Here is a 12,982-nt window from a genome sequence, read left to right on the forward strand (position 1 = left end):
TATGTGACAGCGCAGCACGAATCGGTAGCAGGATCTGCTGTTTCATATGTTTGGTAGCGCAAACAGAATCAAAGGCAGTGAATGACGCTAAAAAAGGGGGGAGAATGACAAGGCCCCGTACAGCCCCCAAAACAGGCCCCTCCATATGGGGATGGCGAACGCAGGCGAGAGACTGAAAGTCCTTGGCGCACAAGGGGTTGATTGGCTACATTGGCTGTTTGGCGGCCCGTACCGGGCCAAGAAGCGGCAGGGAGTTAAGGATGTTTTCATGGCAACTGGACGATGAATTGGCGCTGCTGTTCCTGCAGCCCGACATGGCCAGCGAACTCTTTGGCCTGTGCCGGGAGAACCGCGACTACCTGACCCAATCGCTGCCCTGGCCCCCCTACATACAGCAGCCAGCCGACAGCACCACCTTCATCCGCCACGCCATCGAGAAGTTTGCCCGTGGCGAGGGGCTGACCACGGCCATCGAGTATCAGGGCGAGGTGGTCGGCGTCATCGGCTACAACCAGATCGATCAGGCGCTGGCCAAGGTCACCATAGGCTACTGGCTGGCGGAGCGCTGGCAGGGCAATGGCATCATCACCCGCGCCTGTCAGGCCCTGATCCATCACGCCTTCGAGGAGATGGGGATGGAGAAGGTCGAGATCAGCGCGGCGGTGGAGAACGAGCCCAGCCGGGCGGTGTGCGAGCGACTCGGCATGCAGCAGGAGGGGATCAGCCGGCGGGCCGAACGGCTGGCGGATCGGGTGGTGGATCACGTCCACTACGGCCTGCTGCGCGATGAGTGGCTAAGGCAACGAGATCACTGATGGCTGGGGCAACCCGGCGGTCAGCACCATGCTTATGAATCCACAGAGGGAACCTTGATGGCACTACCGCACCTCAGCACGGCCCGTACCCGGCTCACCGTATTGCCGCCCGAGCGGGCCGACCTGATGCTGGATTTCTATCTGCGCAATCGCGCTCACCTCACCCCCTGGGAACCCAGCCGGGACGAGAGCTTCTATACCCTGAGCCACTGGCATGGCCGCCTGCGCGACAGCTATGGCCAGTTCTTCAACGGCAGCGCCGTTCATCTGGTGGCGCTCGACCCCCAGGGCGAGCAGGTGATCGCCACCTGCAACTTCACCCACATACTGATGGGCATGTTCAAGGCCTGCCATCTTGGCTATGCCATCGATCAGGCCCATGAAGGCCAGGGCCTGATGCAGGAGGTGGTCGAGGCTGGCATCGAGTACCTGTTTCGGGAGCACGGCCTGCACCGCGTCATGGCCAGCTATATGCCAACCAATCTGCGTAGCGCTGCCCTGCTCGAGCGCCTCGGTTTCGAGCGGGAGGGCCTGGCACGGGACTATCTGATGATCAACGGCCGCTGGGAGGATCATGTTCTCACCGCACGGCTCAACCCGGCAGTCTAGGTGCCAGAAAGCTCACTGCATTAAGGCCAGCCATATGCCAGTCAATCACCCTGCGCAGCGCAGCGCCGCCCTGCTCGAGCGCCTCGGTTTCGAGCGGGAGGGCCTGGCACGGGACTATCTGATGATCAACGGCCGCTGGGAGGATCATGTTCTCACCGCCCGGCTCAACCCGGCGATCCAGGCAGGAAGGGGCTCGCCAACCGCGGGCGAGTTGCATGTCAGGCATAAAAAAACGGGTCCGGAGCTTGGCTCCGGACCCGTCTTCAGAAGAGGTGCAGGCTTAGTTGGCCTTGGCATCGCTCACTGCGGCTTCAGCCTTGGAGGCAGCTTTCTCGACGGTTGCAGTCGCTTCGGAAGCAGCCTTCTCTACGGTAGAGGTGGCTTCGCTAGCGGCTTTCTCAACAGTTGCAGCAACGTCGGCGGCCGGAGTAGCTGCCGGAGCGGCGGCTTCTTCTTTCTGACCACAAGCGGTCAACATCAGACCCAGGATACCGGCTACCAGTACTTTGTTCATGTGCATACCCTCAAAAAAATATGGAGAGATGGTTCGTTCAACCATCACAGTGCGTCCTTTCACCCGGTTAGAAACCCATAGGCCGGGAGCCAAGAGGCGCGCGAAATATATCCCCATACACGCCCAATGAAAACGAGTATCACAATGATATTTTCTCGTTGGCTGGATGAAAAGAACTGCTACAACGACAAACATTAATACAAAACACTCACCATTCAGTCAACCTGTACAATAAAACACCGCAACTGACGTGATTACTGGCGATAAACAGCGATGCACCCCATTCAGGTGAGAGGCGAGATATGCATGTCAGTCAGACAAATTCTGACAAGCCAGCCGTTTCCCTTGCTGGTGGCTGTCACGGGCCAGATCCAGCAGCGCCATCACCGCCAATGCCTCGCTGGCCGGAACCGGATTCTCTCCCTCCCCCTTGATGGCGGCGCAGACGCCACGATAGTAGGCGCCGTAATTCCCCGACTCACCGACCACTGTCTGTTGCTGGAGCTGACCATCCCGAATGCGGCTGAGCTGGCCGGGTTCGCTGTCGAGGCCCCAGTCCGCCGCCGGTGGCCGCTTGCCGAGCTTGAGCTGCTCTTCCTGCACATCCATGCCGAACTTGATAAACGAGCCTTCGCTGCCGTGGATGACGAAGCGGGGCATGGTGGCCGACACCAGACAGCTGCCATGCAATATCACTCTCAGCTCCCCATAGCCCAGCACCAGATGGAAGTAGTCATCCGCCAGGGCGCCTGGGCGCTGCTGCGCCAAATCCGCCTGCAGCCAGTCCGGTTGGCCGAACAGTTGCAGCGCCTGATCCAGAATGTGGGGGCCGAGATCGAACCAGAGTCCCGAACCGGGGCCGCCCGCTTCGCGCCAGCGCTGGCGCACTTCGGGGCGATAGCGGTCGAAGTGGGATTCAAATTGGGCGATCTGCCCCAGGGCACCTTCTGCCAGCAGACGGCGCACAGTGAGGAAATCCCCGTCCCAGCGCCGATTGTGGAAGATGCTGAGCAGCCGCTGCTGCTTCCCGGCCAGCTCCACCAGGGCCTTCGCCTCGGCCAGATCCAGCGCGAACGGCTTGTCGATCACCACGTGCTTGCCCGCCAGCAGCGCCTGGCGGGCTATGGGGGCATGGGTATCGTTCGGCGTGGCGATCACCACCAGATCCACCGAAGGATCGGCCAACACCTCTGCCAGCGAGCCGACCCGGCAACCGGGCAGATCGGCCTGCACCTTGGCGGCATCCCGGCTCACTACCCAGCTGAGGGAGAGCCCCGGGGTACTGGTCAGGAAGGGGGCGTGAAAGGTCTGGCCTGCGAAGCCATAGCCCACCAGGGCGGCGTTGAGAGTCTGGCTCATCCGGTTTTCTCCACGGGTCTGTCATGAGGGTCAGGCGAGGTATCGCCTGCAAAAGAGAAGGGGGCTCATGGCCCCCTGAGTGTGCCCATCAGAGCACAGGATTTATTGCAAACACAAGCGCCTGCCCTGCCGGGTCAACAGCAGCAACAAGGGCGGCAACAGCAGCCACATGTGCAGCGCCAGCTGATTGAGCGGATCCGGCATCAGCCAACCCGTGATCCCCACCAGAGCGCCAGAGCCGCTCATCTGGAACAGACCGAGCAGGGCCGCTGCCGTCCCGGCGCAGTGGCCGAAGGGGGCCAACGCCATGCCGGCTGCCGCCCCCAGCACCATGGCAAAGCCGATGCTGGAGAAGAACACGGGCCCCATCATCGCCAGCGGATGCTCGACGTGTTGCACCAGGGTCAGTGCCATGGCGGACAGCGTGATCACCAGCAGGCCGATGCGCAGCGTGCGTCTCGGCCCCACTCTGGCGATGAAGCGGGGCGCCAGGAAGCAGGCCAGTATGTTCAGCGCCGCATTGGCGGTGAACCAGTAGCTGAAACCGCTCATGTCCAGTCCCAGCTTCACCATCAGCTGCACCGGCGCCGCCGTGACATACGCCAGGATCACAGCCATCGCCAGCATGCAGAGGCTGGCATTGAACAGAAAACTCGGGGAGCGCAGCACAGGGCTGTAGCGGGACCAGCTGATGAGCGGACCACTGCTGCTGGTCTCGTCCGGACGGGTCTCCGGCATGCGCCACAGCAGCCAGCTGCCGACGACGGCCGCATAGCCTGCCATGAACCAGAAGTTGGCAGACCAGCCCGCCTTGGCGGTGAGCCAGCCCCCGAGCAGCGGCGCCAGCGCCGGAATGAAGCAGATGGCGCCGTTCAGGTAGGAGATCATCTGGCCGCTCTTCTTGGGGCCATAGCTGTCACGCACCACCGAGAAGGCGGCGACCGAGGTGGCACAGGCACCGAAGCCTTGCAGCACCCGCGCCAGCATCAGCTCACCCAGGCTGGCGGCAAAACCGGCCGCCAGTGCGCTCAGGCCGTAAAGCAGCACGCCGCCCAGAGCGATGGGCTTGCGGCCATAACGGTCGGCGAGCGGCCCCACCAGCAGTTGCCCCAGTCCCATGCTGAACAGGAACCAGGTGATGGTGCCCTGCATCAGGGTCACCTCGGCACCGAGCTGCTCGGCCATCTGCGGGATGGCGGGCAGGTAGATGTCGATGGCCAGCGGACTGAACAGCACCAGGAGTACAAGCAGAAGAATCAATGGCATCAGTCACCTCAAGCCGTAAGGGAAAATCGATTGGGGCGCGAGTCTACTGACTCACAGTAATGAATTGAAATGGTATTTAATCACTTTGGTTATTCCTATACGGAAACATGTATGTTATTCGCATCTCCACCGGGGTCACACTAGCGGCAAGCCAGGGCGGTATTGAGGGCAATTGGCGCTTTTACTCAAGGCGTGCCCCGCATAGAATGCGCAGATTATTTTTGCGGAGGTGCTCGATGAACAAGCTTGTCCTGGCAACAGGTAACCAGAAAAAGGTGAAGGAATTGGCCGCCATGCTGGCCGATATGAAGATCCAGGTGATCCCACAGAGCGAGTTTGCTGTGCCTGATGCCGAAGAGACTGGCACCACCTTCGTCGAGAATGCCATCATCAAGGCCCGCCACGCCGCCCGCATTACCGGTCTGCCCGCCGTCGCCGACGACTCGGGTCTGGAAGTGGATCTGCTGCACGGCCGCCCCGGCGTCTACTCAGCCCGCTTCGCCGGCGAGCATGCCAGCGACAAGGACAACATCGACAAGCTGCTGGCCGAGCTCAAAGGAGCCCCCGATTACCTCAAGAGCGCCCGCTTCTGGTGCGTGCTGGTCTACATGCGTCACGCCGACGATCCCACCCCCATCATCTGCCAGGCGAGCTGGGAGGGAATGATTATTGACGAACCCCGCGGTCAACACGGCTTTGGCTATGATCCCGTGTTCTTCGTTCCCGACCATGACTGCACCTCGGCCCAGATGCCGAGCGAGCTGAAAAACCAGCTCAGCCATCGCGGCCAGGCGTTGGCCAGGCTGAAAGAGGCCCTGGCGGCGACTCACTGAGTCCGGACCATACGCCGGCACGCATTTCATCTACAATGGGGGGCCGTCAGCCCACGTTTTTATGTTTGATTATTGGAAGCCCCATGCTGCAACTGCCGCCCCTCTCCCTCTATATCCATGTGCCTTGGTGCGTCCAGAAGTGTCCCTACTGCGACTTCAACTCCCACGCCCAGAAAGGGGAGCTGCCTCATCTCGAGTACGTGGCCGCCCTGCTGGAGGATCTGGATCAGGATCTGAAGTGGGCCCAGGGGCGTCCACTCTCCTCCATCTTCATCGGCGGGGGAACACCCAGCCTGCTGACGGTAGAGGCCATGCAGACCCTGCTGGACGGGGTACGCGCCCGCATCGCCCTGACGCCGGATTGCGAAATCACCATGGAGGCCAACCCGGGCACTGTGGAGGCGGACAAGTTCGCCGGCTTCCAGCGGGCGGGCATCAACCGCATCTCCATCGGGGTGCAGAGCTTCCAGCAAGAAAAATTGACCCGGCTCGGCCGCATCCACGGCCCCGAAGAGGCTCGCAAGGCTGCCGAACTGGCCCACGCCATCGCGCTGCCCACCTTCAACCTGGACCTGATGCACGGCCTGCCAGATCAGAGCCTGAACGATGCCCTCTATGATCTGCAACAGGCCATCGACTGCGCGCCGCCGCATCTCTCCTGGTATCAGCTCACCATAGAGCCGAACACGGCGTTCGCCTCCAAGCCGCCACGGCTGCCGGAGGATGACACCCTGTGGGACATCTACGAGCAGGGCCACGCCATGCTTACCGCCCAGGGCTACCATCAGTACGAGATCTCGGCCTATGCCAAAGCGGGCTATCAGTGCCGCCACAACCTCAACTACTGGCGTTTCGGCGATTATCTTGGAATTGGTTGCGGCGCCCACGGCAAGATGACGGCTCTCGCCAGCGGCCAGATACTGCGCAGCGCCAAGGTGAAGCACCCGAAAGGCTATCTGGATCCCGCCCGCCCCTACCTGGACAAGCAGTGGCAGGTGACCGAGGACGAACTGCCGCTGGAGTACTTCATGAACCGGTTCAGATTATTCGAGCCGGCCCCCAAGGCGGAGTTCGAGGCTTACACCGGCTTGGGCCTGGAGCGGGTGGAGACTATGCTCGCGATTGCCCAGACCAAGGAGCTGATCGAAGACCTGGGTGATTGCTGGCAGCTCACCGCCCTCGGCCATCGCTACCTGAACGTGCTGCTCGAGCTCTTTATGGACGAATAAGCCGATGGGGCATGGCAAGGTCCGGCTTCACTGCCAACACAATGAGGGCGCCCATGGCGCCCTCATTGTGTCAGTCATGCCTTGCGGCAGAAACCCGCTCAGCAGCAGACGCATCCCATCTGCTGTTGGCCGGGCTCCCACCGCTTGCCATATTTGGCCTTGCGCTGGTAACTCCCCTTGCCCTTCTTGTTTTGCTCGACCCGGCTGCGAAACAGCGGATCCGTGAGCAGGGCTTGCAAGTGGTTATCCTTTATCTCCCCGCGCCTGTGGGCATAGCCTGCCTGAGCGGCGATATCCTGCACGATGACGGGCTCATCAACCCTTCTCTTGGCCATAGTGGCTCCTTCTCTTCTCTCTCGTTATTGGCTGTATTGCGGTTTTCTCTGCAGGCCCTGTGGCCCAGGTCAAAAACGCAGCGATTTTGTCACCAAATCGCCGCCGTCACAATAGCATCCTGGCAAACTGATCAGCCCTTTTGCTTGCGCTGGTAACTCACCTGAACAATCCCGCTTGGCAGCGTCTTCACCTGAGCTGGATACCAGTGACTCACCGGGATATCAGTTCCGAACAGCGGAATGCCTTTGCCAAGCAGCACCGGGACGCTGGACAGCGTCAGCGTATCGACCAGCTCGGCCTGCAGAGCCTGGCGCACCAGGTTGCCACCATCCAGATAGACATGGCGGGCCCCTTGATCCCACAGCCCGGCCAGTACCTGCCTCAGTTCACCACTGACAAATTGTTCCTGATAGCGGGGCTCGACGGGATTGTGCGTCATCACCCTGACTCTCAGTCCTTCGTAGGGCCAGACGCCGAACCCCATGATGGCATCATAGGTATTGCGCCCCATCAGCAGCGTATCGCTATGTTCCATCAGCGCATTGAACCCGGTTTCATCGGGGGGATCGGAGGAATAAGGCGTCAACCAGTCGAGTGAGTGGGCCTCCCCTGCGATGAAGCCATCAAGGGAAAGCGCCAGGAAGACGGTGACTTCGGGTCTTGTCATCATGATGTTTGTCTCTGTGCGCAAACGGCTGATAGGGCGCTATTTGGATGCTCGCCACCAGCAACCGCTGTCGGGTCAATGGGTTTATTCATGAGCGTGGGCGTGATGCTCATGCTGGGCGGGGGCGCCAGATTCGAGCACCTCCAGGATGGCGCAGTGCTCCGCCGAGCGCGGGCCGCCGCAGCAGATGTTGGAGAGCTCGCGCAGGTTCTCACGAAAGCGGGTCAACTCCATGATCTTCTGCTCCACCTGGGCCAGCTTGGTGTCGGCCACCGCTTTCACCTCCTGACAGGTCACCTTGGCTTTGTTGGTATCGAGGTCGAGCAGCTCACCGATGTCGGCAAGGGAGAATCCCACCGACTTGGCACGTATGATGAACTCCAGTCGCCGCCTGTCCTGCTCGCCGTAGAGGCGGTAGCCGGACTCGTTCCGGATCCCAGGCGAGATGAGGCCATTCTTCTCGTAAAAACGCAGGGTATCCGCCTTTACCCCACACGCTTTGGCCAGTTCCCCGATCCGATACATGCCCTGTCTCCCTTCTGGTTTGCCACTCGAAAAAACCGGAACCTACTATCGCCCCTTTGCCCATTGATTGCCAGCCAGGGGCAGGAAAGGGACAAGCAAAAGGTGATCCCGCCGCTTTTTTTCATCAAAACACTGAAAAGACAAACGTTTCACAAAAACCACCAGAAAACGTTTAACACCTCACCAGACAAGGCTTTGTCACTTTAAAAAATCCACCACAGGTCACATTTTTTGTGTAGAATATGCGCCCACAAGAGAGCGTCGCGTCAAAGCGGGCATTTCCTAAAACACGTTTGCCAACAGCAGATTTTTTTGGCGAGAGTGATTTGCGAAATCCCCCACTTCCATTTATTTGGGGACTCTCTGTGTTGAGCCTCGCCTCCCATGGAACAGTCCCCGTTATGCTGAGGACGATAGTGTGATGGAACAAGCTCGACCCATTCGCCGTGCACTGCTGAGTGTGTCTGACAAGACTGGCATCCTGGAATTTGCCAAGGCACTCAACGAACGTGGCGTGGCCTTGCTCTCCACCGGCGGCACCGCCAAGTTGCTCGCAGACGCGGGTCTGCCGGTGACCGAGGTCTCCGACTACACGGGTTTCCCCGAGATGATGGATGGCCGGGTCAAGACCCTGCATCCCAAGGTCCACGGCGGCATTCTCGGTCGTCGCGATCGGGATGACGCCATCATGGCCCAACACGCTATCTCCCCCATCGACATGGTTGTCGTCAACCTCTACCCCTTTGCCGCGACAGTGGCCAAAGCGGGTTGCACCCTGGCCGATGCGGTCGAGAACATCGACATCGGCGGCCCGACCATGGTGCGTTCCGCCGCCAAAAACCACAAAGACGTGGCCATCGTCGTCAAGGCAGCCGACTACGCGCGCGTGATCGCCGAGATGGATGCCAACGGCAACAGCCTGCAACTGGCTACCCGTTTTGACCTTGCCATCGCCGCCTTCGAGCACACTGCCGCCTATGACGGCATGATCGCCAACTACTTCGGCACCATGGTGCCGAGCTATGGAGACAACAAGGAAGGCGACGCCGAGTCCCGTTTTCCGCGCACCTTCAACAGCCAGTTCATCAAGAAGCAGGACATGCGCTATGGCGAGAACAGCCATCAGGCTGCCGCCTTCTATGCCGAGGAGCAGGCCGCACCGGGCTCTGTCTCCAGCGCCATCCAGTTGCAGGGCAAGGCGCTCTCCTACAACAACATCGCCGATACCGACGCGGCGCTGGAGTGCGTGAAAGAGTTCAACGAGCCGGCCTGCGTCATCGTCAAACATGCCAATCCCTGTGGCGTGGCCATCGGCGCTGACCTGCTGACTGCCTACGATCGCGCCTACCAGACCGACCCTACTTCCGCCTTTGGCGGCATCATCGCCTTCAACCGCGAACTGGATGGGGCCACCGCAGCCGCCATAGTCGCACGCCAGTTCGTGGAAGTGATCATTGCCCCGAGCGTGAGCCAGGCAGCCCGTGACGCCGTTGCCAGCAAGCAGAACGTACGCCTGCTCGAGTGCGGCCAATGGACTGCGCCGGCTCAGGGCTTTGACCTCAAGCGGGTCAACGGCGGCCTGCTGGTGCAGGAGCGGGATCTTGGCATGGTGACTCAGGGCGACCTGAAAGTGGTCAGCAAGCGCCAGCCGACCGAGGCCGAACTGAAAGATCTGCTGTTCTGCTGGAAAGTGGCCAAGTTCGTCAAATCCAACGCCATCGTCTACGCCAAAGAGGGTCAGACCATAGGCGTCGGCGCCGGCCAGATGAGCCGGGTCTACTCCGCCAAGATCGCCGGCATCAAGGCCGAGGATGAAGGGCTGACGGTGGCAGGCTCCGTCATGGCCTCCGATGCCTTCTTCCCGTTCCGCGATGGCATAGATGCCGCCGCGGCCGCCGGTATCGCCTGTGTCATCCAGCCGGGTGGCTCGATACGCGATCAGGAGGTAATCGACGCCGCCGACGAACACGGCATGACAATGGTGTTCACCAACATGCGCCATTTCCGTCACTGATGAGTCAGGGTCGCCGCTGGCGGCCCTTTTGTTGTCTCTTTTCAACTGACTATTTTCAACCGGCGACGCACCATCTGCGGGCCGAGCCGGTTACCACGAATAGAAGCGAGCGATACGATGAAAGTACTGATCATTGGCAACGGCGGTCGTGAACATGCCCTGGCCTGGAAGGCCAAACACTCCCCACTGGTACACCACGTCTTCGTGGCGCCGGGCAATGCGGGCACCCAGCTGGAGCCGGGCGTCGAGAACGTCGCCATTGAGGCGACCGACATCGAGGGGCTGCTGGCCTTCGCCAAGGAAAAACAGATAGGTCTCACCATAGTCGGGCCGGAAGCGCCGCTGGTGAAAGGGGTGGTCGATGCCTTCCGCGCTGCCGGTCAGCCCATCTTCGGCCCAACCGCCGCCGCCGCCCAACTGGAAGGCTCCAAGGCCTTCACCAAGGATTTCCTGGCCCGTCACGCCATTCCGACCGCCGACTACCAGAACTTCACCGAGGTGGAGCCGGCACTGGCCTACCTGCGTGAGAAGGGCGCCCCCATCGTCATCAAGGCCGATGGTCTGGCGGCGGGCAAGGGCGTGATCGTCGCCATGACCCTGCAAGAAGCGGAAGACGCAGTGCGTGACATGCTCTCCGGCAATGCATTTGGCGATGCCGGTGCCCGTGTGGTGATCGAAGAGTTTCTGGACGGGGAAGAGGCGAGCTTCATCGTCATGGTGGATGGCGAGCATGTGCTGCCCATGGCCACCAGTCAGGATCACAAACGGGTCGGCGATGGCGACACAGGCCCCAACACAGGCGGCATGGGGGCTTATTCCCCGGCCCCCGTGGTCACCGATGCGGTGCACAAGAAGGTGATGGAGCAGGTGATCATGCCGACCGTGCGTGGCATGGCGGCCGAAGGCAATGTTTACACCGGCTTCCTCTACGCAGGCCTGATGATAGATGGCCTAGGTAATCCCAAGGTGATCGAATTCAACTGCCGCTTCGGCGACCCAGAGACCCAGCCCATCATGCTGCGGATGCAATCCGATCTGGTGGAACTCTGCCTGGCCGCCTGCGCAGGCAAGCTTGATCAGAAGGAGGCCATCTATGACCCCCGCGCCGCCATCGGTGTGGTGTTGGCAGCGGGTGGTTATCCCGGTGACTACTGCAGCAATCGCCCCATCAGCGGACTGCCGGTGGATGAAGTAGCCGGTGAGAAGGTATTCCATGCCGGCACCCGGCTGGAAGGGGATACCAGCCTGACCCAGGGTGGCCGCGTGCTGTGCGCCACCGCCCTTGGCCATACCGTCGCCGAAGCCCAGCAGCGAGCCTATCAGCTGGCGGCTCGCATCAAGTGGGATGGCCTCTTCTACCGCAAGGACATCGGCTGGCGTGCCATAGAGCGCGAGCAGGCGCAGTAATCTCCGCCTTCGGTACCATCATGATCATCAGGGCCTGCGGGCCCTTTTTCATATGGTGCGACCGGCTGGATTTGTTAACGGCTATCGCCCTTGCCCCAGGGGGATCCCTCGCCATCTCCCTCACATTTTCCCCTCTGGCGTTACCATTTGTGACAAAAAACAGCAATTTTCACAAACAGTTCACGGTGGCTCATGGCATCATGCCTGTCATGAACGCCAAATAAGGGTTCATAAGAAACCAATCTAAATTGATAAGCATGTCGTTAAATAAGGAAATCCCATGTTGAAAACTGTTCGCCCCCTGTTGCTGCCCCTGATGTTTGGCCTGATGACCCTGCCCGCCATGGCCGGTGATCTGGAACAGCCGATGAAGAAGATCGGCTTCAACTACAAGCAGGCCGTCAAGGCCGGCGACGCAGCCTCCATGGAGAAACACATCAACGAGATGAAGGCTCAGCTCGATGTCGCCAAGCAGAAGAACATGCCGGCCGCCAAGAAAGAGAAGTTTCTGGAAGGCATGAACGAGGTGCAGACCGAGCTGGATGCCAGCCTGGCAGCCCTCAAGGCGGGTGATGAAGCCAAGGCGCGCGAGCACCTGGCCAAGGTCAATGACCTGAAGAAGGAGTACCACAAATATGCCAAGCAAAAAGGCTGAGCCCTTTCACTGGGATAGTCTGGTCCGCCTCACCCACTGGGGTGTGGCGGCCGCCTGTATCGGCAACCTCTGGCTCAACGAGGCCGGGGAAGAGTGGCACGAATGGCTGGGGTATGCCGCCATGGCACTGATCAGCCTGCGCCTGGTGTGGGGGCTCTCTTTCGCCAGGGGCCATGCCCGGCTGCGAGCCCTGATCCCGAGCCGGGCAGATTTTCGCCAGCAGGCCGTGGAGCTGCGGGAACGTGCTCCGGCAACCCCCGGCCATCACGGCAGCGGCAAGCTGGCGGTATGGGCGCTCTGGCTGACCGTACTGGCCACCGCCGGTAGCGGCTGGTTCCAGAATACAGAGCTGGGTTTCGAACTGGGGGCCGACGACTGGCACGTCTGGTGCACCTGGGCCCTGCAGGGCATGATAGCGCTGCACCTGACGGCCCTCGCATTTACCTCCTGGCGCCAGCGCAGCAACCTAGTGGTGCGCATGTTGCCTGCGGTACGCGGCGCACGCCCGAAGCAAGCACAGGCTCGTCAGGATCAGCACTCCTGACATGTCAGACAGACCCACGCCCCTGGCCGGGTCTGTCCCTTGTTGACCCACAGCTCTCCCACCCTGGCCTCGCAGGCATGCTTGCACCCTATTTCTATGCAGGAGCCCCCATGAACCCTCAAGACAGAGGGCAGGATAGAAGAGGCTCGCCAGCACTGCCTGCAACAACTCATCGAGCATCCACGACATGCCGGGCGGCATTACGAAGT

The 12,982-nt window shown here is 60.8% G+C and carries 14 protein-coding genes and 1 pseudogene; 9 read left to right on the top strand and 6 right to left on the bottom strand.

Features of this window, described 5'->3' with window-relative positions:
• Positions 1 to 260 precede the first annotated feature (260 nt).
• The 3 genes and pseudogenes from BN1128_RS21415 to BN1128_RS26380 form a co-directional block, all read left to right on the top strand.
• Positions 261 to 815: a GNAT family N-acetyltransferase gene (locus BN1128_RS21415; protein ID WP_042872614.1), complete on the top strand. Its 555-nt coding sequence runs from the start codon at positions 261 to 263 to the stop codon at positions 813 to 815.
• A 57-nt stretch (positions 816 to 872) separates the two neighbouring features.
• Positions 873 to 1,424, top strand: coding sequence for a GNAT family N-acetyltransferase (locus tag BN1128_RS21420; protein WP_042872616.1), 552 nt, complete (start codon positions 873 to 875; stop codon positions 1,422 to 1,424).
• A gap of 13 nt (positions 1,425 to 1,437) precedes the next feature.
• Positions 1,438 to 1,599: pseudogene (locus tag BN1128_RS26380) on the top strand (30S ribosomal protein S5 alanine N-acetyltransferase); the annotation flags it as partial.
• Positions 1,600 to 1,704: 105 nt separating this feature from the next.
• Here the strand turns inward: BN1128_RS26380 and BN1128_RS21430 are convergent.
• The 3 genes from BN1128_RS21430 to BN1128_RS21440 form a co-directional block, all read right to left on the bottom strand.
• The gene (locus BN1128_RS21430; RefSeq protein ID WP_042872803.1) at positions 1,705 to 1,938 is read right to left on the bottom strand and encodes a hypothetical protein; all 234 of its coding nucleotides are present in this window, start codon (positions 1,936 to 1,938) and stop codon (positions 1,705 to 1,707) included.
• A 309-nt stretch (positions 1,939 to 2,247) separates the two neighbouring features.
• Positions 2,248 to 3,297, bottom strand: coding sequence for an oxidoreductase (locus tag BN1128_RS21435; RefSeq protein ID WP_042872621.1), 1,050 nt, complete (start codon positions 3,295 to 3,297; stop codon positions 2,248 to 2,250).
• A 102-nt stretch (positions 3,298 to 3,399) separates the two neighbouring features.
• Entirely contained in the window at positions 3,400 to 4,563 is a 1,164-nt protein-coding gene (locus BN1128_RS21440) for a multidrug effflux MFS transporter (RefSeq protein ID WP_042872623.1), read from the bottom strand.
• Between the two features lie 236 nt (positions 4,564 to 4,799).
• On the opposite strand from BN1128_RS21440, the gene BN1128_RS21445 reads away from it, so the two are divergent.
• Both BN1128_RS21445 and hemW read left to right on the top strand, forming a co-directional pair.
• Positions 4,800 to 5,396: an XTP/dITP diphosphatase gene (locus BN1128_RS21445; protein ID WP_042872625.1), complete on the top strand. Its 597-nt coding sequence runs from the start codon at positions 4,800 to 4,802 to the stop codon at positions 5,394 to 5,396.
• A gap of 83 nt (positions 5,397 to 5,479) precedes the next feature.
• Positions 5,480 to 6,625 (top strand): radical SAM family heme chaperone HemW, encoded by a 1,146-nt coding sequence (hemW, locus tag BN1128_RS21450; protein WP_042872628.1) that lies wholly within the window; start codon positions 5,480 to 5,482, stop codon positions 6,623 to 6,625.
• Between the two features lie 98 nt (positions 6,626 to 6,723).
• Here the strand turns inward: hemW and BN1128_RS21455 are convergent, their stop codons facing one another.
• The 3 genes from BN1128_RS21455 to zntR form a co-directional block, all read right to left on the bottom strand.
• Positions 6,724 to 6,960, bottom strand: coding sequence for an alternative ribosome-rescue factor A (locus BN1128_RS21455; RefSeq protein ID WP_042033731.1), 237 nt, complete (start codon positions 6,958 to 6,960; stop codon positions 6,724 to 6,726).
• A gap of 131 nt (positions 6,961 to 7,091) precedes the next feature.
• On the bottom strand, positions 7,092 to 7,631 hold the full coding sequence (locus tag BN1128_RS21460; protein WP_042872633.1) for a dihydrofolate reductase family protein: 540 nt from the start codon (positions 7,629 to 7,631) through the stop codon (positions 7,092 to 7,094).
• 81 nt (positions 7,632 to 7,712) lie between these two features.
• Positions 7,713 to 8,153: a Zn(2+)-responsive transcriptional regulator gene (gene zntR / locus BN1128_RS21465; protein WP_042872635.1), complete on the bottom strand. Its 441-nt coding sequence runs from the start codon at positions 8,151 to 8,153 to the stop codon at positions 7,713 to 7,715.
• 421 nt (positions 8,154 to 8,574) lie between these two features.
• On the opposite strand from zntR, the gene purH reads away from it, so the two are divergent.
• The 4 genes from purH to BN1128_RS21490 all read left to right on the top strand — a co-directional run bounded on the left by purH (position 8,575) and on the right by BN1128_RS21490 (position 12,773).
• Positions 8,575 to 10,167: a bifunctional phosphoribosylaminoimidazolecarboxamide formyltransferase/IMP cyclohydrolase gene (purH, locus tag BN1128_RS21470; RefSeq protein ID WP_042872637.1), complete on the top strand. Its 1,593-nt coding sequence runs from the start codon at positions 8,575 to 8,577 to the stop codon at positions 10,165 to 10,167.
• Between the two features lie 117 nt (positions 10,168 to 10,284).
• Positions 10,285 to 11,574, top strand: coding sequence for a phosphoribosylamine--glycine ligase (gene purD / locus BN1128_RS21475; RefSeq protein ID WP_042872639.1), 1,290 nt, complete (start codon positions 10,285 to 10,287; stop codon positions 11,572 to 11,574).
• 280 nt (positions 11,575 to 11,854) lie between these two features.
• Positions 11,855 to 12,229 carry a cytochrome b562 gene (locus BN1128_RS21485; protein WP_042872643.1) on the top strand — a complete coding sequence of 125 codons (375 nt, stop codon included), beginning with the start codon at positions 11,855 to 11,857 and terminating at the stop codon, positions 12,227 to 12,229.
• Positions 12,210 to 12,773 carry a cytochrome b/b6 domain-containing protein gene (locus BN1128_RS21490; RefSeq protein WP_042872645.1) on the top strand — a complete coding sequence of 188 codons (564 nt, stop codon included), beginning with the start codon at positions 12,210 to 12,212 and terminating at the stop codon, positions 12,771 to 12,773. Before BN1128_RS21485 ends, BN1128_RS21490 begins: the two co-directional genes overlap by 20 nt.
• The last annotated feature ends 209 nt before the right edge of the window (positions 12,774 to 12,982 follow it).

This window comes from Aeromonas piscicola, from assembly GCF_000820005.1.
In the GTDB taxonomy this organism is placed as follows: Bacteria; Pseudomonadota; Gammaproteobacteria; order Enterobacterales; family Aeromonadaceae; genus Aeromonas; species Aeromonas piscicola.

Bases quoted from the DNA above. Each gene is read 5' to 3' on its own strand.
- BN1128_RS21455 (WP_042033731.1), bottom strand. From the start codon at position 6,960: ATGGCCAAGAGAAGGGTTGATGAGCCCGTCATCGTGCAGGATATCGCC.
- BN1128_RS21445 (WP_042872625.1), top strand. From the start codon at position 4,800: ATGAACAAGCTTGTCCTGGCAACAGGTAACCAGAAAAAGGTGAAGGAA.
- BN1128_RS21440 (WP_042872623.1), bottom strand. From the start codon at position 4,563: ATGCCATTGATTCTTCTGCTTGTACTCCTGGTGCTGTTCAGTCCGCTG.
- purD (WP_042872639.1), top strand. From the start codon at position 10,285: ATGAAAGTACTGATCATTGGCAACGGCGGTCGTGAACATGCCCTGGCC.
- BN1128_RS21420 (WP_042872616.1), top strand. From the start codon at position 873: ATGGCACTACCGCACCTCAGCACGGCCCGTACCCGGCTCACCGTATTG.
- BN1128_RS21415 (WP_042872614.1), top strand. From the start codon at position 261: ATGTTTTCATGGCAACTGGACGATGAATTGGCGCTGCTGTTCCTGCAG.
- BN1128_RS21485 (WP_042872643.1), top strand. From the start codon at position 11,855: ATGTTGAAAACTGTTCGCCCCCTGTTGCTGCCCCTGATGTTTGGCCTG.
- hemW (WP_042872628.1), top strand. From the start codon at position 5,480: ATGCTGCAACTGCCGCCCCTCTCCCTCTATATCCATGTGCCTTGGTGC.
- purH (WP_042872637.1), top strand. From the start codon at position 8,575: ATGGAACAAGCTCGACCCATTCGCCGTGCACTGCTGAGTGTGTCTGAC.
- zntR (WP_042872635.1), bottom strand. From the start codon at position 8,153: ATGTATCGGATCGGGGAACTGGCCAAAGCGTGTGGGGTAAAGGCGGAT.
- BN1128_RS21430 (WP_042872803.1), bottom strand. From the start codon at position 1,938: ATGAACAAAGTACTGGTAGCCGGTATCCTGGGTCTGATGTTGACCGCT.
- BN1128_RS21460 (WP_042872633.1), bottom strand. From the start codon at position 7,631: ATGATGACAAGACCCGAAGTCACCGTCTTCCTGGCGCTTTCCCTTGAT.
- BN1128_RS21435 (WP_042872621.1), bottom strand. From the start codon at position 3,297: ATGAGCCAGACTCTCAACGCCGCCCTGGTGGGCTATGGCTTCGCAGGC.
- BN1128_RS21490 (WP_042872645.1), top strand. From the start codon at position 12,210: ATGCCAAGCAAAAAGGCTGAGCCCTTTCACTGGGATAGTCTGGTCCGC.